At 37.2% G+C, this 22,752-nt stretch carries 23 protein-coding genes; 6 read left to right on the top strand and 17 right to left on the bottom strand.

The annotated features are described in order from the left end of the window. Positions 1–49: 49 nt before the first annotated feature. Positions 50–367, bottom strand: a complete 318-nt coding sequence (trxA, locus tag CRV04_RS05875; RefSeq protein WP_128995895.1) for a thioredoxin — start codon at positions 365–367, stop codon at positions 50–52. A 166-nt stretch (positions 368–533) separates the two neighbouring features. On the opposite strand from trxA, the gene CRV04_RS05870 reads away from it, so the two are divergent. Then, on the top strand, positions 534–896 hold the full coding sequence (locus CRV04_RS05870) for a winged helix-turn-helix transcriptional regulator (RefSeq protein ID WP_128995894.1): 363 nt from the start codon (positions 534–536) through the stop codon (positions 894–896). Here CRV04_RS05870 and CRV04_RS05865 read toward each other — a convergent pair. Continuing rightward, positions 893–1,876, bottom strand: a complete 984-nt coding sequence (locus CRV04_RS05865) for a YhdH/YhfP family quinone oxidoreductase (RefSeq protein ID WP_128995893.1) — start codon at positions 1,874–1,876, stop codon at positions 893–895. The genes CRV04_RS05870 and CRV04_RS05865 overlap by 4 nt on opposite strands. A 107-nt stretch (positions 1,877–1,983) precedes the next feature. On the opposite strand from CRV04_RS05865, the gene CRV04_RS05860 reads away from it, so the two are divergent. Continuing rightward, entirely contained in the window at positions 1,984–2,316 is a 333-nt protein-coding gene (locus tag CRV04_RS05860) for a winged helix-turn-helix transcriptional regulator (RefSeq protein WP_128995892.1), read from the top strand. Here CRV04_RS05860 and CRV04_RS05855 read toward each other — a convergent pair. The 15 genes from CRV04_RS05855 to CRV04_RS05785 form a co-directional block, all read right to left on the bottom strand. Next, positions 2,313–2,498 (bottom strand): hypothetical protein, encoded by a 186-nt coding sequence (locus CRV04_RS05855; RefSeq protein ID WP_128995891.1) that lies wholly within the window; start codon positions 2,496–2,498, stop codon positions 2,313–2,315. The genes CRV04_RS05860 and CRV04_RS05855 overlap by 4 nt on opposite strands. A gap of 1 nt (position 2,499) precedes the next feature. Next, on the bottom strand, positions 2,500–3,396 hold the full coding sequence (locus CRV04_RS05850; protein ID WP_128995890.1) for an NAD(P)H-dependent glycerol-3-phosphate dehydrogenase: 897 nt from the start codon (positions 3,394–3,396) through the stop codon (positions 2,500–2,502). Beyond that, positions 3,397–4,821: an Asp-tRNA(Asn)/Glu-tRNA(Gln) amidotransferase subunit GatB gene (gene gatB, locus CRV04_RS05845; RefSeq protein ID WP_128995889.1), complete on the bottom strand. Its 1,425-nt coding sequence runs from the start codon at positions 4,819–4,821 to the stop codon at positions 3,397–3,399. It abuts the gene before it with no gap. A 17-nt stretch (positions 4,822–4,838) separates the two neighbouring features. Further along, positions 4,839–5,663, bottom strand: coding sequence for a SurA N-terminal domain-containing protein (locus tag CRV04_RS05840; RefSeq protein WP_128995888.1), 825 nt, complete (start codon positions 5,661–5,663; stop codon positions 4,839–4,841). Between the two features lie 82 nt (positions 5,664–5,745). Beyond that, entirely contained in the window at positions 5,746–8,574 is a 2,829-nt protein-coding gene (locus CRV04_RS05835; protein ID WP_128995887.1) for an FAD-binding and (Fe-S)-binding domain-containing protein, read from the bottom strand. A 193-nt stretch (positions 8,575–8,767) separates the two neighbouring features. Further along, positions 8,768–10,144: a TRAP transporter large permease gene (locus CRV04_RS05830; protein ID WP_128995886.1), complete on the bottom strand. Its 1,377-nt coding sequence runs from the start codon at positions 10,142–10,144 to the stop codon at positions 8,768–8,770. Next, entirely contained in the window at positions 10,141–10,752 is a 612-nt protein-coding gene (locus CRV04_RS05825; RefSeq protein WP_128995885.1) for a TRAP transporter small permease subunit, read from the bottom strand. Before CRV04_RS05825 ends, CRV04_RS05830 begins: the two co-directional genes overlap by 4 nt. 99 nt (positions 10,753–10,851) lie before the next feature. Then, on the bottom strand, positions 10,852–11,925 hold the full coding sequence (locus CRV04_RS05820; RefSeq protein WP_128995884.1) for a TRAP transporter substrate-binding protein: 1,074 nt from the start codon (positions 11,923–11,925) through the stop codon (positions 10,852–10,854). Between the two features lie 83 nt (positions 11,926–12,008). Next, entirely contained in the window at positions 12,009–12,653 is a 645-nt protein-coding gene (locus CRV04_RS05815) for a response regulator transcription factor (protein ID WP_128995883.1), read from the bottom strand. Between the two features lie 5 nt (positions 12,654–12,658). Next, the gene (locus CRV04_RS05810; protein ID WP_128995882.1) at positions 12,659–14,842 is read right to left on the bottom strand and encodes an ABC transporter substrate binding protein; all 2,184 of its coding nucleotides are present in this window, start codon (positions 14,840–14,842) and stop codon (positions 12,659–12,661) included. 21 nt (positions 14,843–14,863) lie between these two features. Then, entirely contained in the window at positions 14,864–15,445 is a 582-nt protein-coding gene (locus tag CRV04_RS05805) for a LutC/YkgG family protein (RefSeq protein ID WP_128995881.1), read from the bottom strand. Continuing rightward, complete coding sequence (locus CRV04_RS05800) at positions 15,445–16,812, bottom strand: lactate utilization protein B (RefSeq protein WP_128995880.1); 1,368 nt, start codon at positions 16,810–16,812, stop codon at positions 15,445–15,447. The genes CRV04_RS05805 and CRV04_RS05800 overlap by 1 nt, the downstream gene beginning before the upstream one ends. Continuing rightward, positions 16,812–17,555, bottom strand: coding sequence for a (Fe-S)-binding protein (locus tag CRV04_RS05795; RefSeq protein WP_128995879.1), 744 nt, complete (start codon positions 17,553–17,555; stop codon positions 16,812–16,814). The genes CRV04_RS05800 and CRV04_RS05795 overlap by 1 nt, the downstream gene beginning before the upstream one ends. Positions 17,556–17,664: 109 nt before the next feature. Then, positions 17,665–18,240: a class I SAM-dependent methyltransferase gene (locus CRV04_RS05790; protein ID WP_128995878.1), complete on the bottom strand. Its 576-nt coding sequence runs from the start codon at positions 18,238–18,240 to the stop codon at positions 17,665–17,667. After that, a complete protein-coding gene (locus tag CRV04_RS05785; RefSeq protein WP_128995877.1) occupies positions 18,240–18,677 on the bottom strand; it encodes a deoxycytidylate deaminase in 438 nt (145 codons plus the stop codon). Before CRV04_RS05785 ends, CRV04_RS05790 begins: the two co-directional genes overlap by 1 nt. 192 nt (positions 18,678–18,869) lie before the next feature. Here CRV04_RS05785 and accB point away from each other — a divergent pair, with 192 nt between their 5' ends. From accB to CRV04_RS05765, 4 genes are all read left to right on the top strand, one after another. After that, positions 18,870–19,334 (top strand): acetyl-CoA carboxylase biotin carboxyl carrier protein, encoded by a 465-nt coding sequence (gene accB / locus CRV04_RS05780; protein ID WP_128995876.1) that lies wholly within the window; start codon positions 18,870–18,872, stop codon positions 19,332–19,334. A gap of 2 nt (positions 19,335–19,336) precedes the next feature. Then, complete coding sequence (locus CRV04_RS05775) at positions 19,337–20,707, top strand: acetyl-CoA carboxylase biotin carboxylase subunit (protein WP_128995875.1); 1,371 nt, start codon at positions 19,337–19,339, stop codon at positions 20,705–20,707. 221 nt (positions 20,708–20,928) lie between these two features. Continuing rightward, positions 20,929–22,383 carry a DEAD/DEAH box helicase gene (locus tag CRV04_RS05770; RefSeq protein WP_128995874.1) on the top strand — a complete coding sequence of 485 codons (1,455 nt, stop codon included), beginning with the start codon at positions 20,929–20,931 and terminating at the stop codon, positions 22,381–22,383. A gap of 99 nt (positions 22,384–22,482) precedes the next feature. After that, the gene (locus CRV04_RS05765) at positions 22,483–22,752 is read left to right on the top strand and encodes a hypothetical protein (RefSeq protein WP_128995873.1); all 270 of its coding nucleotides are present in this window, start codon (positions 22,483–22,485) and stop codon (positions 22,750–22,752) included.

The raw sequence follows: 22,752 nt of genomic DNA, 5'->3' as shown, positions 1-22,752 counted from the left end.
GTGAAGTTACAAAAAGACTTTAGTCAAAGTCTTTTTGCGTATGTTGGGATTATAGTAATGATTGTAGTTTTTCAGCTAAAGCTTGTTTAGAGCTTGCGCCAATCATTGTATCAACAACTTCACCATCTTTCATGAATAAAATTGTTGGAATAGATCGTACACCGTATTTAACAGCTAAATCTTGTTCCTCATCAGTATTCACTTTACAAATGTTTGCTTTCCCCTCGAAATCTGCCGCTAATTCATCAATTACCGGTGCTAACATTCTACAAGGCCCACACCAAGGTGCCCAGAAGTCTACTAAAGAGATTCCACTGTTTACAGTAGCATCAAAATTATCTGCTTTTAATTCAATATATTTTCCCATAAGTTTGTCCTTTATTATTGGCTATTTTTTATTACTTGCAATAATATCTCAATAGAGTACTTTTGTCAAGTATGTACTTAAAAGTGATATAGGAACTAAAAGGTTCCTATAATCTTTCTTTAATCACAGTTATCATAGTATACGCAAATTTTTCTTAAGGATTTTTATGGAATTAAAAGAGTACAACTGTTTTTTTCAATTAGCTACAGATATTATCGGAGGAAAGTGGAAAGGCTACGTGTTATGGTCTTTAAAAAACGGTGTTAAAAGAAATGGAGAGTTGCGTCGTATGATTCCTTCTATTTCTCAAAAGATGCTCACTCAGCAACTTCGTGAGCTTGAAGAAGCAGGCGTGGTTCAACGCAGAGTTTACCCCATTATTCCACCCAAAGTGGAGTACTGTTTAAGTGAAGATGGAGAGAAATTGATCCCTATATTAGAGTCATTGCATGACTGGGGCAAAGAGTATGCCCTCAGTCATCAAATCGATATTGTTAAACGAAAAGATTTAAACTGCAATTTGGATTAGTCTATTTTAACCAAATATCGTCCAACGGCTTTTCCTGCAAGCAGTTGTTCATACGCCTCTTTGACTTGATCCAAGTTTATTTCTGTGGTCAAGGCTTCAAGAGTGTTGATTTTAAACTCATGAGAGAGTTTTTCCCAAGCGGCAGCTTTTTTCTCTAAAGTGCACTCCACGGAATCAATCCCAATGAGTCGCACACCTCGTAAAATAAAAGGGAAAACATTGGTATGTAGTTCAAACGAACTTGTCAAACCACAACACGTTGCAACCCCATCGTATTTGATGGCTTTAAGTGCTTCAGCAAGAATATTGCCACCGACGGTGTCTATAACACCTGCAAAACGTTCAGAAACCATTGGCTTTTTATTCTCTACATCAAAATCTTGTCGTAAAATAACCTCATGGGCACCCAACTCATTTAAAAATGGAATTTTGTCTGCTTTTCCAGAAATGGCAACCACTTTAAACCCCAGTTTCTTTAAAATACTCACAGCAATACTTCCCACACCGCCTGTAGCTCCTGTAACAAGGATTTCACCATCCTCAGGTTCCACACCATTGTGTATAAGTTCATTGACTGAAAGTGCGGCTGTAAGTCCAGCTGTCCCATAAACCATCAACTCTTTTAAAGAGATGCCTTCAGGTTTACTCACTACCCATGATGCTGGCACTTTGACATATTCACTGTGACCACCATTGGTGTTCATTCCTAAATCATAACCTGTAACGAGTACTTCATCCCCTTTTTTAAATAGCGGACTTTGGCTCTCTTCAATCACACCTGCTACATCAATTCCTGTAACATGAGGAAATATACGGGTTACTCCTGGATTTCCTATTGAACTTAAGGCATCTTTATAGTTTAAAGATGAGTATTGAGCTTTTATAAGTACCTCTTTCTCTTCTATGGTTGGAATTTTAATCTCTTCAATTGAACTGTTGAATTTTTTATCTTCAGATTTTTGAACAACAAATGCTTTCATGTTGGCTCCTCTTGTTTTTATTTACAACTTTAGCTAAAATAGTATATAAAAGCAAGAACATACTAAAAAGATAGGTACTATCTAAAAGTATACTATAAGGAGTTACCGTGACTTCAAAACCTAAAAACAGTTATGAAAAATGTCCCGTAGAGACAGCATTGGACGTGTTAGCAGGAAAATGGAAAATACTTATTGTCTGGTATTTACGCAGTGAAACCAAACGTTTCAGTGAATTACAAAAGCTTTTACCGCATACCACTCAAAAAATGTTGATACAAAAATTACGAGAGTTAGAAAGAGATGACATTGTACACAGAGAGGTGTATCCAGTGGTTCCTCCGAAGGTGGAGTACTCATTAACTTCGTATGGCCAGACGTTGAAACCCATCATTAAATCACTATATCTATGGGGTGAAGCGCACAAAATGCGAAAAGGTTAATCCTTTTTTTTCTTTTTTGTTAAGAAGAGATCTTTTAAAATTAAAAGAACACACACAATCCAAAAGAGATTGAAGTAGAGATTTTTCTCAAACCCCATTAAGTAGAGTATGGGCAATCCAAAAAAATAGGGATATTTAACAAAATAGAAGAAGATAATGAGCGTACCATAAAGCTTTTTCATATCAGTTGTTTAAAAAGTCTCGAAGACTGATTTTAGGGCATTTACCTTCTAAAATAAGCTTCACTTCTGTGGCAATCGGGGTATAGATATCATGTGTTTTAGTCAGTTCACTGATGGCTTCACAGGTTTTTACCCCTTCAGCTACTTCGCCTAACTCTTCTAAAATCGTCTCCAATGCTTTACCTTGTGCCAAGCCAAGTCCTACTCTGTAGTTTCGACTCATGGTACTGCTGGCAGTTAAAAACAGATCCCCTGCTCCACTTAAGCCAATAAAGGTCTCTTTTTGTGCGCCAAAGTATTCCCCAAAACGGTGCATCTCTACTAATCCTCGAGCTATGAGTGAAGCTCGAGCATTGTTCCCAAGTTTCAGACCATCACAAATCCCTGAAGCAATTGCTAGGACGTTTTTATAAGCCCCTGCTACTTCTGCACCAATGACATCTTCACTGAAATAGGTTTTGATAAAATCAGGGAAGAATGGTGCAAATTGATGATACAAAGACTCATTGGATGTGTTAATCACAAGAGCCGTTGGAAGACCTTGGATAACTTCAGCCGCAAATGTAGGTCCTGAGATAAAACCAATGTTATCTTCAGGCACAAACTCAGAGTAGATTTCATTTAAAAATTGCCCGCTGGTGGCTTCAATCCCTTTTGATGCCACTAAAATTTTTTGATGATTAAACGTAAAGTGCTCTTGGAGCCAGTTTCGTATTTGTTGAGCAGGGATAGCAATGATAAGATAATCACATGCTAATGCCGTTTTTAAATCAGTAAAGTTTTTAATATCACGAGGGCTTCGTGATGTGATATAGACTTCATGCTTTTGGCTGAGTGCAAAATGGAGTGCTTGACCCCATTTCCCTGCACCAATGACCGCAATAGAAGGTTGTTTCATTTATGAAAGTCTTTGTTCGAGAAGTTCATTTACTTTAGCAGGGTTGGCACTTCCTTTACTGGCTTTCATTGTTTGTCCCACAAAGAAACCAAAGAGTTTCTCTTTTCCTGACTTGTATTCAGATACTTTATCTTCATTGGCTGCTAAAATACCATCGATGATTTCTAAAATAGCACCATCATCTGAAACCTGTTTTAATCCCAGTTTCTCAATCACTGCATCAACATCTGTTTGGGAATTTTGCATCAATTCATCCAGCACCTCTTTGGCTGCTTTTCCTGAAATCGTACCATCTTCAATTCGTTGAACCACGGTTGCTAAAGTTCTTGCTTGTACAGGAGAGTCTTGAAGTGATGTTCCATCCAGTCGTCCTAAAAGCTCAACGGTTAACCAAGTAACGGCATTTTTACCGCTGATTTTTGTTGAAAGCATCTCTTCAAAGTAGTGTGCCATCTCAACTGAACTGGTGATAACACTGGCATCATACTCTTTGATTTCATACTCTTTTACAAATCGCTCTTTCTTCTCATCTGGAAGTTCAGGGATTTGTGAATATGTTTCAATCATCTCATCGGTGATAATCAGTGGCAATAGGTCTGGGTCTGGGAAATATCGGTAGTCTGCTGCATCCTCTTTCCCTCTCATAGAACGTGTTTCACCTTTTTCAGGGTCAAACAGACGAGTCTCTTGTACCACTTCCTCTTCATAAACACCATCTTCCCACGCTTCGATTTGTCGATTTACTTCATACAAAATCGCTTTTTCAATGAATTTAAATGAGTTCATGTTTTTGATTTCACATCGGGTATAGAGCTTCTCATCCCCTTTTGGTCGAATCGAGACGTTCACGTCACATCTGAAAGAACCCTCTTGCATATTGGCATCACTGATACCTAAATATCGTACAATCGAGTGCAGTTTTTTAAGATATAAAATCGCTTCAGTGGCACTTCTCATATCAGGTTCTGATACGATTTCAAGAAGCGGTGTTCCTGCTCGGTTTAAGTCCACATGTGAAACATCACCTGCATGGATATTTTTCCCTGCATCGTTCTCTAAGTGAGCACGAGTCACCCCAATGGTTTTTGAAGTTCCATCTTCAAAATCAATCACCAATTCACCCAGTCCTACCACAGGAACTTCAAACTGTGAGATTTGGTATCCATTGGGTAAATCTGGGTAAAAATAGTTTTTTCGATTAAAAATAGATTTTTTATTGATTTGTGATTTCAGTGCCGTTCCAAGCATGATGGCTTTATGCACGGCCTCTTTATTGAGTACGGGCAGTGCTCCAGGTAGTCCCAAACAAGTTGGGCACACGTTGGTGTTGGGTGCCTCTCCAAAACTGGTTGCACATGAGCAAAACAGTTTACTCTTGGTGTTGAGTTGTACGTGAACTTCAAGACCAATAATTACTTCAAACATCTCTTCTCTTCCTTTTATTATCTGACCACTTTGATATCAGCTGTTAATTTTAATTTTTCGAAATACTCTTTTAAGAACTTCTGTTCTCGTTGACCCATCACAATATTAAATATTTTACCTTGTACCTCTTGGAAACTTTGAGTTGCTTCACCCTCTTTTTTAGCTACAAAAAGCGTCACATAGTGTTGATTTGCAGTAAAAATAGGACTGAATGAGTTTGTTTTTGTATTGTTCAGTAAAAACTTGATTTGTCCATTGAGGCTGTTGTGATGTAGGGTTAAATCTTTTATTTTAATCTCATTGGATGTGAGCATTGGATTTTTAGAAATCTGAATTAAGGCATCTCTGTTTTTAGAACTGTACTCTTTCACATGGAAAGTTGAAGCTGTTTTAAACTCTCCTTGATGGTTGTCATAGTAAAGTTGTAAGTCTTCAGTGGTTGCCACTTTGATGTTACCACGTACCAGTTTTTGTACCAGTTTTTCTTGTAAGATTCTTTTTTTAGTCTCCTCTTCAAACGCTTCATAATCACTGTATTTTTGTTTTACAATCGATTTGAACGTATAAAGATCCATTCCGTTTTGAGCAGCCAATTTTTCTAAGTAGGCATTCACGTCTAAAACAGACGCAGTGATGTTGTGTTTTTCTAACTCTTGTTGATACAGTAGTTCATCAATGATCATACTCACAGCTTGTTTTTTTGTTGCACCTGTTTGCGTCATCTTTTTATCAATGTCATACAGTGTGACTGCATCATTGTTGACCGTTAAAGCAACTCCATCAATTAATCCGGCATTTAAAATACCCATGCATAAGAAAATAGAAATCAAAAGTCTCTTCATGTTCACCCTTTTTTATAAAGCAAATATTTTATCATAAATATCATAAAACGTTGTTTTATAAAAGGGTGACGCTTTGAAACTCCTATTTAGAACATTGGTTTAACAAGTAAAAAATCGAGTTGTAATTCAGACCACTTTCATTGCTTAAACCAATTTCACACGTTTTGCTTGTGGAAAAAGCCAGTTTGACGCCATTTGGAATGGCATCATTAAGGTGTCGCAGTGCGGATTGATTGAGTTCTGGATAGTTAAATCCTCTATCTCCTGCAAACCCACAGCACTTCACATCTTCAGGTACAATCACCTCATCACTTAAGAGGTTTGCTAAAGCAATGAACTGCTCATGTAAACCCATTTTTCGTGAACTGCACGTGGTGTGTATGACAATGGGTTCATTCACTTTTTCAATACTTAAATGAGGCACCAAATGTTCCAGTGAGAAGGCAATGGGTTCATAGAGTTTAATGTTACTTTTAAAACTCTCGATCATCTTTTTTGTACAAGGACTGGTATCACATAAAACAGGATACTCTCCTTGATTGGTTGCTATTTGTAGTGCTTTTTCTAGTTCATCGGATTTCTCTTTGGCTTGTTTATGAAACCCTTTTGATGAAAAGGGCATACCACAACATAGGCTTTCAAGTTTTTCAGGAAAGATGACTTCATACCCTGCTTTGGTTAAGAGTTCTAACGTGGTATCAAAAAGTGTGTTTTGTTCACTGTCATCTTTAGATTGCCCCATACTTCGGTTGATGCACGAGCTGAAATAGACCACTTTTTTAGTTGATGAACGCAGTTTCACACTGTTTTTATTCACCCGATTGGCTTTTGGAAGCGTTGGACTCCACAGTGGAATGCTGTTTCCTGACCACTCTCTCAAACGTTGAGTAAAAGAACTCATGGTTGATGTACCTAAAAGTGTGTGCACCATATTGGCACTTTTCAGACCAAATCGCACCGCATTAAGCGTGACACTGAAATTGTTTGAAATCACAGACGCCAGTCGCTCTTGTTTGGGAGTGATTTGCTCGTGTCGGTAGTGTTTGGTTAAACTTCCTGTATCAATTCCAACAGGACAAACCGTTGAACACAGACTGCACGTGGCACAGGTCTCTATACCATCATATTGATACGCCTCTTTAAGCAAAGTAGCACTTAGAATGTCTTGCTCTTCATCGTGTAAACGACTGATTTCTCTTGAAGCCACAATTCGGTGTCGAGGGGTAAAAGTAAGGACATTGGAGGGACAATAGGGTTCACAAAACCCACACTCAATACACTTATCCACCAATGGATTAGTCGCAGGTAGGGGTTTGAGATTTTTAAGGTGTGCCTCTTTGTCATCATTGATGATAACTCCCGGATTGAGAATATTATATGGATCAAAGAGTGCTTTGATATCTTTCATGAGTTTATAGGCTTGTTCACCCCACTCTAACTCCACAAACGCTGCCATGTTTCGTCCTGTACCATGTTCTGCTTTTAAACTTCCTTTATACTCCACAGCTACAAGTTGTGTAACGTCATTCATAAAAGCATCATAACGTTCAACTTCCTCCTTTGTTGAGAAATCTTGTGTGAATACAAAGTGCAAGTTCCCTTCTAAGGCATGTCCAAAAATCAACGCTTCATGGTAACCATGCTTTTTAAATAGCTCTTGTAGTTTCAAAGTTCCCGCTGCTAAATCTTCAATGGCAAAGGCAACATCTTCAATGATAACGGTGGTCCCCGTCTCTCTAACTGCACCTACAGCTGGGAAGAGTCCTTTTCTGATTTTCCAAAAGAGTTTATACTCATTTTCTTTATCGGTAAAAGCAACTTTGCGTACGGTTTTAAAACTGCTTAAGAGTTCTGTGATGGCTTTGGTCTGCTCTTTGAGTTTGCTTTTGGTTTTCGCTCGCGTCTCTATTAAAAGAGCGGTGACGTGTTCATCAAACTCTTTTAAATATTCTGGCATTCCTTCTTGGTCTTGTACAGATTTAAGTGCTTTAGAATCCATCAATTCAACAGCATCCACTTGAACTTCTGTAGAGAGTTTGAGTTTAGCGACGGCATCACACGCTTCATGAGTATTAGTAAAAAAGACTAAAGCACTGGCTTTATTAGGGTGGTCATCGACCGTTTTATACGTAATCTCTTTGATAAATCCAAGGGTTCCTTCACTTCCAATGATGAGGTGTTGCAAGATGTCAAAAACATCATCAAAATCAACCAAGGCATTTAAGCTGTAGCCACAGGTGTTTTTGATTTTGAACTTTTGGGTAATCTTCTTTTTAAGAGCGTTATTCGCTTTAACTTCGTTGGCATATTGCTCCAATGATACACAAAAAGTTTGGTGTTTATCTCTAAAGAGTTCCTTACTTCGAATATCTGCTGTGTCTAAAAGCGTACCATCATAAAAGATGATTTGCATGGACTCTACGGTTTTGTATGAGTTTTGTGCTACACCACAACACATTCCTGAAGCATTATTTGCAGCAATTCCACCAATCATGGCTGCATCTATACTTGCAGGATCGGGACCAATTTTCTTTTTAAAAGGAGCCAATGCTTTATTGGCAGCAGCTCCTGTGATGGAAGGCTCTAACGTGATACTGCTTCGGTCTTTTGAAATAGAAAACCCTTTCCAATCTCGGGAAGTCACAATTAAAATAGAGTCACTGATGGCTTGACCAGAAAGAGAAGTTCCTGCAGCTCTAAAGGTGACGCTCAGTTTTAAATAGGTGGCAAGTTTGAGTATCTCTTGAACATGAAAAGCGTGTTGGGCTTTGATGACAATTTTGGGAATTAAGCGATAAAAAGATGCATCAGTCCCATAAGCAAGAGTGTGTAACTTATCAGTAAATATATACTTCTTAGGTATTTTTTGGATGATCTCTTCATAAAATTTTTGATATTTTCCTTCTAACATGTTTTATCCTTTGGTTTTTTAATGGCGATGAAACAGTCAGTGGTTACTCTCTTCTAGGAACCGTATAAATGCGTTGTTGAGGATTGTCAATAAAAAAGGTGTTTTTATCACATTGTTTAAAAACAATGTTCACAATCAGCGTTCGTACGTTATATAGTTGCATGTGAGTCCTTATAGAGTAAAGGAAAATCCTCTACTCTAAAATAGGTGTGATCCCAAACAGTTCAGGATAGACTGCTAGGATACCTAACACAATGATTTGAATGGCAATAAAGGGTAATACCCCTTTATAAACTTGAATGGTTTGTACCGATGGAGGTGCTACCCCTTTTAAATAGAACAGACTGAATCCAAATGGTGGTGTTAAGAATGAAGTCTGTAAGTTCATTGCAATCAAAATTGCAAACCACACTGGATTAATTCCCAGATGTTCTGCAATAGGGACTAAAATTGGAACAATGATGTATGAAATTTCAACGAAATCAATGAAGAATCCTAAAATAAGAATGGCTAACATCGTAAAGATAATAAATCCCCATTTTTCATCCCCCGGTAAATTCGTCATAAAGTCATGAACAATGTCTTCGCCACCTGTGTATGAGAATACCATTGAGAATGCCGTTGCACCAATTAAGATACCAAATACCATTGAGGTGATTTTAACCGATTCTAAGGCGGCTTCTTTGACCATTTGAATTGAAAATGATCGATACATCAATGCCAATCCCAAGGCCCCCAAACATCCTACTGCTGAAGACTCTGTTGGTGTTGCAACCCCTGCAAAAATTGAACCTAATACTAAAATAATCAATGATAATGAAGGAATAATGGCAATCAAAGCATCTCTGACTTGTTTGGATTTGTTTCCTCTTGCTGGGTCTGCTGGAATTGCAGGTGCCATATCTTTTTTAACAAAAGCGATGATTAAAATAAAAATAATATATGCGGCAACCAACAGAAGCCCTGGCCATACGGCTGCAGAGAAAAGGTCACCAACAGGTACTTGGAATACATCTCCTAAAATAATCAATACAATAGAAGGAGGAATGATTTGCCCCAAGGTTCCAGAGGCACAAATCGTACCTGTGGCAAGTTCGGTGTTATATTTATATTTTAACATCACAGGCAGTGAAATAACCCCCATGGCGACCACAGATGCTCCAACAACTCCCGTAGAAGCTGCTAAAAGTGAACCAACCAAAACCGTTGAAATGGCAACACCACCTCGAACCTCACCAAACAAGAATCCCATAGATTCTAAAAGCTTTTCAGCCAAACCTGTTTTTTGTAAAACAATTCCCATGAAAATAAACATGGGAATGGCCATTAAAATAGTGTTTTGTTGAATTGAGTAGATTCTAAATGGCATGTAATCAAACATGGCAATACCTTCAGTAATCCCTTCGGCAAGCCCAGCTAAAAAACTTGTGTCAAAACCACCATAACTGTAAATTTCTACAATTCCTGCAATGAGACCAAAAAAGACAGACACTGCTGCAAATGTAAATGCAACGGGAAAACCAATGAGAAGCATAAAAAGAGCTGTAAAGAACATTACAATACCAATCATTTTTGCTCTCCTTTCTCGTTGTCAATATCTACAACGTGGTGTTTATGTTCATTGAGTTCATTTTTAAAGCTCTCAATCTCCCCTTTTAAATTGTATTCATCTAAATTATGAAGCCCTTTAAAGACATTAAGGTTTTTAATAAAAAATCCAATGGAGGTAATGATTAAAAGAAAAAATGATAGTGGAATCAGTGCTTTGACAATCCATCGATACGGCAGGCCACCTGGGTCACCACTCATCTCATTGGATAAGTATGCTTCATGTGCATTGTTGATTGAACTAAATCCCACAAGTAAAGCAATAGGAAAGATAAAAGCAACCACACCGACCATGTTGATAAGTGCTTTTCTTTTTGGTGTAAATTGATCATAAATCAAATCGACTCGAACGTGTCCATCCTCTTTAAGAGTGTATGAAATTCCCAGTAAAATAATCACTGAGAAGAGGTGCCACTCCATCTCTTGCATGGCAATTGAGCCACTTCTGAAAAAGTATCGCATGATAACATCATAAGATACATTTAAAATCATTAAAACCATTGCAAATGCTGTAATGGTTCCAATTAGGTTAGCGAATTTATCAAATCCGCGTTCCAGTTTTAATAGCATTAAAAATCCTTTAAATCCCTTAATAAGTCAACTGAACATAAATCATATGCTCAGTTGGGTTATTTGTCCCAATCCCTAAAAGGGATTGTAGACTATTTTTTATAAGTTGTCTTTTAAATAGAGGTAATCTGACATTTCTGTCCAAACTCTGGCTTTCTTTTGATACGCTGCTTGTGAATCTAAAACCTCTTTTAATAGTGGATGACCTTGAGCCATCTCTGTTAAAAGTTCTGCATTTGCTTTTTTCATTGCATCCATGATTGATTTTGGGAATGTTTTAATTTTAATATTTGGATATTCCGTTGCAATCTCAGACCATGCTTGCGCACTCATGTCATAGTTTTGGATATACATGTCATATGATGAAAGTTTCATGGCGGTTACTAAAATCTCTTGTAAGTCAGCAGGTAATTTTTTAAATGCACGTTCATTGACTAAGAATTGTAACTCTGTTGCTGGTTCATGCCATCCTGTATAATAATAAGGAGCAATTTTATGAAATCCCATTTTGATGTCCATTCCAGGCCCAACCCATTCAAGTGCATCAATGGTTCCTCTCTCTAAAGAGGTATACAGTTCACCTGGAGCAATGTTCGTTACGGTTAATCCTAATTTTGCCATAACTTCACCCGCAAATCCAGGAATTCTCATCTTAAGACCTTTGAGGTCATCTAACGTTTTAATCTCTTTTCTGAACCATCCACCCATTTGGTTACCTGTGTTTCCACCAGGGAATGAAAGAACTTTGTGTTTCGCATAGGCTTTTTGCATTAATTCCATTCCACCACCATAGTAGAACCAAGCATATTGCTCAGGAGCTGTCATACCAAATGGCATGGTGGTAAACGGTAGCAGGTCAATATCTTTACCTTTCCAATAATATGATGCAGAGTGCCCCATCTCATATTGACCACCTTTAACCATATCTAAAATACCTAAAGCGGCTTTATGTTTATTCGATGCGTCTACTTCAATGATAAGTCGTCCATCAGACATTTTTTTAACCATTTCCGCCATTTTCTTTGGTGAATCGATAAATGGTGAGAGTGTTGGTCCCCAAGTTGTCGCTAAACTCCACTTGTAAACTCGCTCTTTTGCCATTGCAGCTGTACTTAAACCAGCAATCAATGCTGCAGCCACTGTAAGCTTAGTTGCTTTTAATAACATGTTCATGTAAACTCCTTTGTTAGTTTCAAATTAAATTGTAACTATACAAAATGAAAACGGTATGATATTTTTGTTCTATTATGTAATTTTTATGTCGTTTTAAATATATAACCGGTATCTACAATGGTTTGAATATACTCTTTAGGCAGCAGTTTTCTAAGGCGTCGTATCAAAGAACGTATCGATTCCAAAGAAGCCATACTGCCTTCCCAGACATAGTTTTGAATATTATCAAAGGTGACTAAACGATTTTTGTGTGATAAAAAAAGATTTAATAAAAGGCGCTCTTTTTTAGTCAAGCGTTGCTCTTGTTGGTTACAGGAGATAATACTGGATTTAAAATCAAAGTAGCATTGTGTGTCAAAATAGATGATATCATTACTGATGTTACAGAGTTTGTCAATTTTGATTTCGAGTTCATCAATAAAAAAAGGTTTTTTTAAATAGTCGTTACAGCCGAAATCATACGCCTCTTTAATAATGTCCAGTTCAACAGATGCACTGATGATAATGACAGGCACATCATTGTAAAACTCACGAATACGTTTAAGCAAATTCACGCCATCTAAGTTGGGAACATTGATGTCCAAAATAAAACAGTTATAGCCTTCATCAATGTTGTTATACGCATGCATGCCATCTGTAAAGGCATCGACGCTGTAGCCTTTGAGGTTGAGTCGTTTGGTGATCGTTTCGTTAAGTTTTTGGTTGTCTTCTAAAAGCAGCAGTTTCATACTATTTACTCTCTGTATTGATTGGGCATTTTAATGGTAAATACCACTTGATGGTTGTCGTTTTTGACGCGAATTTTTCCTTGCATTTTATCTTCAATGATGACTTTTGCCATATAAAGCCCAAACCCTGTTCCTTGCTTTTTAGTTGTAAAGTAAGGGTCAAAGATATTTCCAATAATATTGGCAGGAATTTCTCCTGCATTATCTGCAATCTCAATGATATTATAGTGGTTGGTACTGTATATTTTTATTGTAATATTTTTTTTCTCATTGGCACCCAAACCAAGCTCCATGATTTTGTTTTTTGCATTATTGATGATGTTTAATAACACCTGTTTAAACTCATTTTCGTAACCATAAATCAAAAGATCTTCATTTTTATTCACATATTCAATATGGAGATGGATGTTGGAGTAGAAAATCTGTTTGCCAATGATTTCAAAAATCTCATTGAGACATTTTTCAATTGAAAAAAGTTGTTTTTTGGTTGAGGGTTTTAAAAAGTTTCTAAAATCACTTAAAGTTTTTGACATGTATTGAATTTGCACCATGGAGTCATGCACAAAGGCATTCATCTGCTCACTTTTAAGCTCATTGAGTTGATGTGAAAGTGCAATGTCTTGCACTTGTGCAGAGAGTTCTACCAAGGGTTCATTCCATTGGTGTGCAATGGCAGCGACCATGTCTCCCATTTCAGCAAGTTTACTTTGTTGAATTAAAAACTGCTTTTGTTGAACTCGTTCAGTGATATCATCCATGATACACACAATTCCCCCCACACTGCCATCAATACTCTCATAGGCGGCTTTATTGAGAATAAAGTAACGCATTCGGTCATTAAAATGCAACGTCAGCTCAGAAGTTTTAATTCCAAAGGTTTTTAATAATTCTTTATCCACTTGTACATTTTTAGCAGCAATCTCTTCAGGGAAAAAATCGAACGCGGTTTTGCCTACAACTTCTTCTTTAGGGGTGTTAAAAAGCTTTGAAAAACTGAGATTGCAACCTAAAAGTTTTCCGTCGGTATTTTTATAGTAAATGGGATTGGGTAGGGTGTCTAAAAGCACTTTGTCAAATTTGATTCGATTGGAGAGGTCTTTTTCAAGCTTTTTTCGTCGTTGAATATTGGCACGCATGATCAATACAATGATAAAAAGAATAAGAATAATCAACAGAGTTAACACCACAAAGTTACGATGTTGTTTATAGATGGTTATAGGTTCATTGATGACTTTATACTCATCAAGTGATTGTGAAATATCAATACCAAATCGTTTGAGTTCATGGTAATCAAAAATATATCGGTTGGGCGATTTTTGTAAAATAGGAATGTCATTGATATTGTTATTGTCCAATACTTCAATTGCCATTTGTGCAACGGCTTCTCCTTGGGCTTTGGCTGAAGTTACCAAGCCTCCAATCACCCCCATGTTTAAGTAAAAATCCCACAATCCATAAATGGGTACGTCACTGATGCTTTTGATGTGTTTGAGGCTCTGTTTATAGGTGAAAAACTCTCCCGTTTTATCTTTAAACAGTAACACAAAGAGTAAAACGGTGTCTTGACTCTCTTTAGAGACTTTGTTTTTAAGTTGATTCATGTCCATGTCATCAAGATATTCAATCGTGAACTTTTTAGAGTACTCTTTTATGAGCGGTTGCAAATCTTTTTTAATCCCCAACCCCGTTTTGGAGTGATCATTGATGATGATGAGTTTTTTTAAATGGGGATGCAATTGTGAAATAAGCTTAAAATTTCCTTTTAAATCAACCTGTTCTACTACTCCTGATACCTTGTTTAAGTTCGATATCATTTCTCTGTTGAAGTTGTTGATACCGCAAAAAAGTATCGGAGTATTGGGGAAAAGTTCCTCTTGGTGTTGGTTTAAAAAATCTAAGGCATTGTTATCACTGGCAAGAATCAAATCAAAACGTCGGTTTTCAAACTGCTGTTTAAAGAGGCTTAATAACGTGGAATAATAAAGTGGGGTATCGATTTTTTTGGTGTCCATATATACCGTTGAGATATTGATGTCTTTTCTGTGCTCTAATTTTTCTTCAATGGCATTGGAAATATCATCGCTCCACTTGTATCCTTTGTGGTACGAGTGAAGTAAAAGCACCTCTTTTTGTGTGGCAGCAAAGAGGTGTAGCGTTAAAAAGAGCAGTAAACAATATAAGCGAAACAATCCTCTTTCCTTTGAGGGATTCTAAATAAAAATGACGTAACCTGATTTAGGCCCATGCGCTCCAATGACTAAAGATTGCTCGATATCAGCAGTTTTTGATGGTCCTGAAACAAAGCATCCGTACCCTGCGTTATCAAAATCGATACGTTCATACGCCTCATGCATATTATTTAAAATCTCATTTTTAGGAACTATTATAACAATATTCTGTGCAATAAAGTATAAAGCACGGTGTCGATTGTCTGAATTTTTAATCCACACTGCACCATTCTCGGCTATTGCAAACTCCCCTTTCACAACGGCCAAATCCAAATCTTTGAGTTCATGAGGTGTCATTTTTTCATTGGCTTGAACATTGCCTAAGGTACACTCTTTCACATTTGAAGCGATCAACTTGGCCTCAGGATAGAGAGATTGAATCGTCTCATCTAAGCTTTCTGGCGTTGCTTGTATCGCTTTTCCTCCCACACTTTGTATGACTTCATTGTAGTGTTGGAATTTATTGTCAAACGTAATACCAAAGCTTTCAATATTGGGAAGGGGAATCTCTTGAATGATATTATTCTCTTTGATGGCATTTAAAATATCTGATTTTCTTGACATTATGACTCCTTATGATTTTGTTTATACAACTCTTTAAATGAGTGTTTTGGCATGTGAGGCATCTCTCTGTATTTCCCCCATACATTTTTTTTGTTGTAAATTAACGCATCAGGAAGCAGTGGTACGACTCTTCGTGCTACTTTTCCTGCAAAGTTAAAAAGAGACGGGTGTTTCATTAACCATGCTGTCATTTTCATGGCAATTGCTTTTTTGGAGTCAATTAACCCAGCTTCTCCTAAATCTTGTCGATGTGCATAGAGTTGTTTATGCAAGTCAATTTTACTGGGGCATACATTGGTGCATGACGCACACAAAGTACACGCAAATGGGAGTGTATTGTGTTCTTTGGGGTTTCTAAATGCTCCTAAATTGGAACCAATAGGACCAGGAATGACGTACCCATATGAGTGACCACCACTTCTTCTGTACACAGGACATGTATTCATGCAGGCTCCACATCGAATACAGTTCAATGATTGTTGATATGTCTCACTTTGTAAAAAGGGTGTTCGTTTGTTATCGACAATGACAATGTGCATTTCACCTCCTTCAATGGGTTGGTGAAAGTGTGAAGTGTAAGTGGTAATAGGTTGCCCGGTTGCACTTCGTGCCAAAAGTCGTGTAAAGACACTTAAATCTTCCAATCGTGGAATTACTTTTTCAATTCCCATACACGCAATGTGCAGTTTAGGTAAACTGGCACCCATATCGGCATTTCCTTCATTGGTGCATACAACCACGCCACCTGTTTGAGCGATGGCAAAGTTCACCCCTGTAATGCCTGCATCAGCACTTAAAAACTCTTCTCGTAAGTGTTCTCTTGCAGCACGCGTTAAGTAAGTAGGATCACTGTTGCCTTTTTCGGTTTTTAAAAAGGTGTGAAATGTATCTGAGACATCCTCTTTTTTAAGGTGAATAGCAGGCAAAACGATGTGTGAAGGGGGCTCTTTTCTTAGTTGAACAATACGCTCACCCAAATCAGTATCAATCACTTTTAACCCACGCTCTTCTAAATAAGGGTTGAGATGGCACTCTTCTGTGAGCATTGACTTTGATTTGACTACTTTTTTAACGTTGTTTTCTCGTAAAATATTATAGACAATCTCATTGTGTTCATAGGCATCTTTCGCCCAGTGTATGTGAATGCCTTTGGCTAAAGCGTTCTTTTCAAACTCTTCTAAGTAGGTGTCTAATTTGCTCATGGTATGTGTTTTAATATCACTGGCATACGCACGCAACTTCTCCCACTCTGGAAGCGTTCTTGAAGCTAAGTCACGTTTTTGTCGAACAAACCATAGGGCTTTGTCGTGCCAATGCATTCTTTCATCATTGGCTACAAATTTTGCTGCTTGTTTTGGATGATTCATCAGATACGCTCCCCTGCTAGAATTTGTGTGATGTGCATCACTTTAAGAGGTTGTTTCTCTTTGTTGATTAACCCTTCCATGTGCATCAAACAGGACATATCTGCTCCGGTCATGACTTCGGCATTGTGTCTTATGTGATCAGCAATTCTGTCTTTGCCCATGGCTGCAGAAATTGCATCTTCCGTTACTGCAAACGTACCTCCAAAACCACAACACTCATCGTCTCGGTCTAACTCAACAATCTCAATATCATCTACTTTAGCAAGCAATGCTTTAAGTTTGGAATAACAAGGAAGGTGTAACTCGCTGCAACTGGCGAGTTTCAACTCTCGGTGTCCATGGCAAGAGTTGTGAACGCCTACTTTGTAAGGAAAAGATACATTAAAAGAATCAACTTTTATGATGTCATGTAAAAATTCACAGATTTCATAAATAGAAGTTTTGACTTTTTCATAATCACTGTTGTCATCAAAAAACTCTGCATAATGCTCTTTAACCATTGCAACACAAGAACCACTGGGTGCCACAATGTAATCAAAATCTTTAAAGGTATTGACAAAATGGTACGCCAACTCTTTGACATCTTTGGCGCAACCTGAGTTGGCCATGGGTTGACCGCAACAGGTTTGTTGCATGGGGTATGATACATTTAAATTAAGATTTTCTAAGACTTTTAGTGTTGCCATACATGCTTGTGGATAAAGTTCATTCATATAGCAAGGAATAAAAAGACCTATCTTCATTGTAAAATCCTTTTCATGAGCAACTCTAAAGCTATGAACACATTGATTTTTTGAGTTACCCTTATTTAATATGAAAATAGTACACAATCAATATGATATTGTTATGATATTACGATTTTTTTAAAAAGATTGATAGATCATTTTGTAAGTAGTTCTCTTCAAGGAAATAATCACCATTGAGCTCTTTGCAAAACTCAATGACATTGTGAGGATCAATATGGTTGAAGCTGTCCTTTTTTAAAAAGTTAAAAATAAAGCCTTTTTGGCTCTGATGATAACACTGTTCAATGAATTTAAAAAAAAGGCGTTTAGGTAAAAGGTTCATGGCCCCACTGCACATATAATAATCAGCAACGGGTAAGTTATCTTTTAAAATATCTTTGACATAAAATGTTGTTTTTGGGAAACGGTGTTGAGAGATTTGAATCATCTGTGCCTCACAATCAATGCCACAATACTCTTTTGGCAGGAGTTCTCTTTTTTGTAAAAAGTTATAAAACTCTCCAAATCCACATCCCGCATCAATAATATGAGAGTTTCGGAGCTCCTCTTTTTCAAGAAAATTACACAATACTTCAAAGCGTTTGTACTGTGAGAATTGAGTACTCCAGTGTACCCCTTGCGCACTGACTCCAAACTCTTTGATGGATTTTGAATAGAATTTTTTATTGTTGATTTTAAACATTACTCTTTAATTTGTTCAATGACAACGCCATTATCTTTAATAAATTGTGAAATCACTTCAGAGTTGTTCTTTTCATAGGGTTTGTCATAAACAATGCGTTTAATACCTGAAGCAATTAAGTTTTTTGAACACTCACTGCATGGTTCAAGAGTGACGTAAATGGTGGCATCTTCAATGCTGATACCCTTTCTTGCAGCCCAAATAATTGCATTCATCTCGGCATGAATTTCATAGGTTTTTGACCATTCATGATGTTCAGGGGTATATTCACCTTTCCAATGTGCACTGCAATTGGTAAAACCCGTTGGGGTTCCATTGTATCCTGTTGAGAGAATTCGACCCTCTTTTACAATCACGGCACCCACTTGTTTTGAGACACATTTTGAGGCACTGGCTATTTCGTGAGCTATATTTATGAATGCTTTATCGCTGATCATTTGCTTCCTTTTCTTGGCGTACAAAGTTTTAAAAAATGGACGAAATTCATTCAAAAGCTCTCAATTTTATGCTAATAATGTACAAAAAATGTCGTATTTTAATAAAAATGAGCAAAATTGATTAAGACGAGCTTTATTGAATTCTAATAATTTTTCTTGTATTATATCAAAAAATTTCGGAAAAGGTTAGGAATGGATTTTAAAGAGATAAAAGAGTTAATTAAACTTTTTGACAAAAGTGAATTAAGTAAACTAAAAGTAAAAGAGGGTGAGTTTGAAGTCTCTATGGGTAAAGGACTTGAAGGTGTAGTAACAGTTGCACAATCAGCTCCATCTGCAGTAGCAGCTCCAGTGGCATCAGCACCAGTAGCACCTGTAGCAGCTCCTACACCTGCAGCAGAAGCAGCACCAGTAAGTGGAGATACAATCAATGCACCAATGATAGGTACATATTATGAAGCACCGTCTCCGGACTCTGCACCATTTGTAAAAGTGGGTGATACAGTCAAAGCAGGTCAAACACTTTGTATTTTAGAAGCAATGAAAATCATGAATGAGGTAGAGGCAGAGTACGATTGCAAAATTTTAAAAATATTGGTTGATGATGGTGAACCAGTAGAGTACGATATGCCATTATTTGCTGTTGAAAAGATTTAATCATGGCAGAAATCAAAAAGATTTTAATCGCTAATAGAGGTGAAATTGTACAACGTGCTATTAGAACGATTAGAGAGATGGGTAAAAAATCTGTTGCAGTTTACTCAGCAGGTGATAAAAACGCATCGTATCTGAAGCACGCAGATGAAGCTGTATGTATTGGTGGCGCAAAATCAACAGAGTCATACTTAAGTATCCCTGCAATTATTACTGCAGCTGAGATGACGGGGTGTGATGCGATTTTCCCTGGATATGGTTTCTTATCTGAAAACCAAGATTTTGTTGAAATCTGTCGATTGCACAATATTAAATTCATTGGTCCATCCGTGGATGTAATGGAAAAGATGGCCGACAAATCAAAAGCAAAAGAGGAGATGATCAGAGCAGGTGTTCCTGTTGTTCCTGGTTCGGATGGTGCGGTACACTCTTTAGAAGATGCAAAAAAAGTTGCAAAAGAGATTGGGTATCCTATCATGGCCAAAGCTGCTGCAGGTGGTGGTGGTCGAGGTATGCGACTGATTGAGTCTGAAGATAAATTTGAACAACTCTTTACAGCCGCTTCAAGTGAAGCCTTAGCAGCATTTGGTGATGGTACCATGTATTTAGAGCGATTCATCAATAACCCAAGACACATTGAAGTTCAAGTTATTGGTGATTCTCATGGAAATGCGATTCACGTAGGTGAAAGAGATTGTTCACTTCAAAGACGGCATCAAAAAGTGATTGAAGAATCACCTGCTATTTTATTAAATGATGAGACCCGAGCGCATTTACATGATGTAGCAGTAAAAGCAACAAAATACTTAAACTATGAAGGTGCAGGAACATTTGAGTTCTTAGCAGATGATAAACAAAACATCTATTTCATGGAGATGAATACTCGACTTCAAGTAGAACACCCTGTTTCGGAAATGGTTTCAGGACTTGATATTATTGAGTGGATGATTAAAGTCGCTGAAGGTGAAGAGTTACCAAAACAAGAGAACATCAAATTCAGAGGTCATGCCATTGAGTGTAGAATTACAGCAGAAGATCCTAACACTTTCTTGCCTTGCCCAGGTAAAATCACACAATGGATGGTTCCGGGAGGACGAAATGTACGTGTAGATTCACACATCTATACAACATACGTGGTACCTCCATACTATGACTCAATGATTGGGAAACTGATTGTTTGGGGACGTGATCGAAACAAAGCCATTGAGATTATGAAACGTGCGCTTAATGAGTTTGAAGTTGAAGGCATTAAAACAACCATTCCGTTCCATATTAAAATGATGGAAAACAAAGATTTTATCAACAATAACTACGACACAAAATATCTTGAGGGTTATAAGAAACTCGAAGACTTAGAGACAGAAAAAGGCAATTAGCCTTTTTCTTAAAGCTTACCTTTATTTGCTTTGGCTATAATTCGCCAAAATATACACAATTATATGCTTTCGTTTGTGCGAATCAAACTTCAAAAACTGTTTAGATACAACAAAACACTTCCGTTTATATTGGTAATGCAATTTTGTTACTACTACTTGGTCATATATAGGTGTATTTTTTAATCAGCTCTGATATACAGAGAATACACAAAAGGTAAAAAATGACATTTCAAGAATTTAATTTCAAAGCAAAACTGCAACAAGCGATTGATGAAGCAGGTTTTAAAGAACCAAGCCCTATTCAACAAGACGCGATTCCTGTAGTATTGAAAGGGAAAGATATTGTAGGACAAGCACATACAGGTACAGGGAAAACCGCTGCATTTGGCTTACCAATTTTAAACAACTTAACGTGTGATGGCAGTGTTGAAGCTGTTGTAATCGTACCAACCAGAGAGCTTGCAATGCAAGTTTCAGATGAAATTTTCAGATTTGGAAAGTTTCTGAACATTAAAACAGCCACTGTTTATGGTGGACAATCATACTCACGACAACTTAAGCACATTGATAATGCCAGTGTTATTGTTGCAACGCCAGGACGATTTTTAGACCTTCTAAAAGGGGAAAAAATTGATATTAAACCACAATATGTGATTTTAGATGAAGCCGATGAGATGTTGGATATGGGATTTTTAGATGATATCAAAGAGATTTTCACGTTCATGCCAAAAGAGCGTCAAACACTTCTTTTCTCTGCAACGATGCCAACGGCAATTAAAAAGTTAGCACAATCAATTTTAAAAGAACCAGAGTTTATCACAATTACACAAAGTGAAGTAACGAACAATAAAATCACACAAACATTTTATGTGGTCGATGAGCATGAAAGAGACGATGCTTTGATTCGTCTGTATGACTTTAAAAATCCAGAAAAATCAATCATCTTTTGTCGAACAAAAAAAGAAGTAGACAGACTCTCTACATTTTTAGTATCTCAAGGGTACAGTGCTAAAGGACTTCATGGTGATATGGAGCAACGACAAAGAGAAGAAGCCATCAATGCATTTAAAAAAGGTCGATTAGAGATATTAATTGCAACAGACGTTGCGGCTCGTGGACTGGACGTAAATGACGTTACTCACGTATTCAACTACCACTTACCATTTGACAGTGAATCTTACGTACATAGAATTGGACGAACAGGACGAGCAGGAAAAGAGGGGAAGGCCATCTCGATTGTAACACCTCATGAGTTCAGAATGATTCAAAAAATCCAAAAAGCAACGGGTGGAAAATTGGAAGCAAAAGTGATTCCAAACATTAAAAGCGTAAAAGAGAAAAAAGTGAACTCTTTGGTTCAAAAAATCAGAGATCAAGAGGTTCATGACAGTGTGTATGCTCTTTTAGAAGACTTAAAAGAGGAGTTTGATATCTCTACCATTGCATTTAAACTTGCATCAATGTTATCAAACGATACGTTCGTTAAAGGGAATAACTACATCGGTAAGTCAGAAAATGATATTCAACGATTATATGAGCGAGTTCTAAGTGACCGAGATGATGATCGAAATAACAGAAGAGGGCGTGGAGGACGAGGTGGTTATACCAGAAACCGAAGAAACTCTAACAGCAGAAATGCAAACAGTTCACGTTCACGAAGACCAAGAAGAGGGTAAACCCCTCTTCTTTATACTAAAGAAACCATCCTTTTATATATTTTAGTAATATTTTATAGAGTTTTTTGTATGATTTGATAACTCTAATAAGGAAACTCTATGACTTTTATTGATTTTAAGAAACTGCTGCTTGATGCAGAGATAACCCTCCCAAAATTTGCAAACTTAATAAAAGTGAATGAAAAGAATATTCAAGCCTATAAAAAGAAAGAAGAAGTTCCTAATGCAATCGCTGTGATTGCTCAATGCTTTGCTACAATGCAAGAGCATAACATCGACTACAAAGAACTCATCAAAAACTTAGAACTGCAAAAAAAAGAGAAAAAAGGTGCAGGCTTTTCTAAAAAGAAGAAAAAAGAGGATAAATAG

The sequence above is a fragment of the Candidatus Marinarcus aquaticus genome (genome assembly GCF_004116335.1).
GTDB classification, from domain to species: domain Bacteria; phylum Campylobacterota; class Campylobacteria; order Campylobacterales; family Arcobacteraceae; genus Marinarcus; species Marinarcus aquaticus.
The sequence above is the reverse complement of the archived record's forward strand: the minus strand, read 5'-3'. Positions and strand labels throughout refer to the sequence as shown.

What these genes read in the sequence shown, in the direction of transcription:
- trxA (WP_128995895.1), bottom strand. Translation starts at nt 367, where the DNA reads ATGGGAAAATATATTGAATTAAAAGCAGATAATTTTGATGCTACTGTA.
- CRV04_RS05870 (WP_128995894.1), top strand. Translation starts at nt 534, where the DNA reads ATGGAATTAAAAGAGTACAACTGTTTTTTTCAATTAGCTACAGATATT.
- CRV04_RS05865 (WP_128995893.1), bottom strand. Translation starts at nt 1,876, where the DNA reads ATGAAAGCATTTGTTGTTCAAAAATCTGAAGATAAAAAATTCAACAGT.
- CRV04_RS05855 (WP_128995891.1), bottom strand. Translation starts at nt 2,498, where the DNA reads ATGAAAAAGCTTTATGGTACGCTCATTATCTTCTTCTATTTTGTTAAA.
- CRV04_RS05850 (WP_128995890.1), bottom strand. Translation starts at nt 3,396, where the DNA reads ATGAAACAACCTTCTATTGCGGTCATTGGTGCAGGGAAATGGGGTCAA.
- gatB (WP_128995889.1), bottom strand. Translation starts at nt 4,821, where the DNA reads ATGTTTGAAGTAATTATTGGTCTTGAAGTTCACGTACAACTCAACACC.
- CRV04_RS05840 (WP_128995888.1), bottom strand. Translation starts at nt 5,663, where the DNA reads ATGAAGAGACTTTTGATTTCTATTTTCTTATGCATGGGTATTTTAAAT.
- CRV04_RS05835 (WP_128995887.1), bottom strand. Translation starts at nt 8,574, where the DNA reads ATGTTAGAAGGAAAATATCAAAAATTTTATGAAGAGATCATCCAAAAA.
- CRV04_RS05830 (WP_128995886.1), bottom strand. Translation starts at nt 10,144, where the DNA reads ATGATTGGTATTGTAATGTTCTTTACAGCTCTTTTTATGCTTCTCATT.
- CRV04_RS05825 (WP_128995885.1), bottom strand. Translation starts at nt 10,752, where the DNA reads ATGCTATTAAAACTGGAACGCGGATTTGATAAATTCGCTAACCTAATT.
- CRV04_RS05820 (WP_128995884.1), bottom strand. Translation starts at nt 11,925, where the DNA reads ATGAACATGTTATTAAAAGCAACTAAGCTTACAGTGGCTGCAGCATTG.
- CRV04_RS05815 (WP_128995883.1), bottom strand. Translation starts at nt 12,653, where the DNA reads ATGAAACTGCTGCTTTTAGAAGACAACCAAAAACTTAACGAAACGATC.
- CRV04_RS05805 (WP_128995881.1), bottom strand. Translation starts at nt 15,445, where the DNA reads ATGTCAAGAAAATCAGATATTTTAAATGCCATCAAAGAGAATAATATC.
- CRV04_RS05800 (WP_128995880.1), bottom strand. Translation starts at nt 16,812, where the DNA reads ATGAATCATCCAAAACAAGCAGCAAAATTTGTAGCCAATGATGAAAGA.
- CRV04_RS05795 (WP_128995879.1), bottom strand. Translation starts at nt 17,555, where the DNA reads ATGAAGATAGGTCTTTTTATTCCTTGCTATATGAATGAACTTTATCCA.
- CRV04_RS05790 (WP_128995878.1), bottom strand. Translation starts at nt 18,240, where the DNA reads ATGTTTAAAATCAACAATAAAAAATTCTATTCAAAATCCATCAAAGAG.
- CRV04_RS05785 (WP_128995877.1), bottom strand. Translation starts at nt 18,677, where the DNA reads ATGATCAGCGATAAAGCATTCATAAATATAGCTCACGAAATAGCCAGT.
- accB (WP_128995876.1), top strand. Translation starts at nt 18,870, where the DNA reads ATGGATTTTAAAGAGATAAAAGAGTTAATTAAACTTTTTGACAAAAGT.
- CRV04_RS05775 (WP_128995875.1), top strand. Translation starts at nt 19,337, where the DNA reads ATGGCAGAAATCAAAAAGATTTTAATCGCTAATAGAGGTGAAATTGTA.
- CRV04_RS05770 (WP_128995874.1), top strand. Translation starts at nt 20,929, where the DNA reads ATGACATTTCAAGAATTTAATTTCAAAGCAAAACTGCAACAAGCGATT.
- CRV04_RS05765 (WP_128995873.1), top strand. Translation starts at nt 22,483, where the DNA reads ATGACTTTTATTGATTTTAAGAAACTGCTGCTTGATGCAGAGATAACC.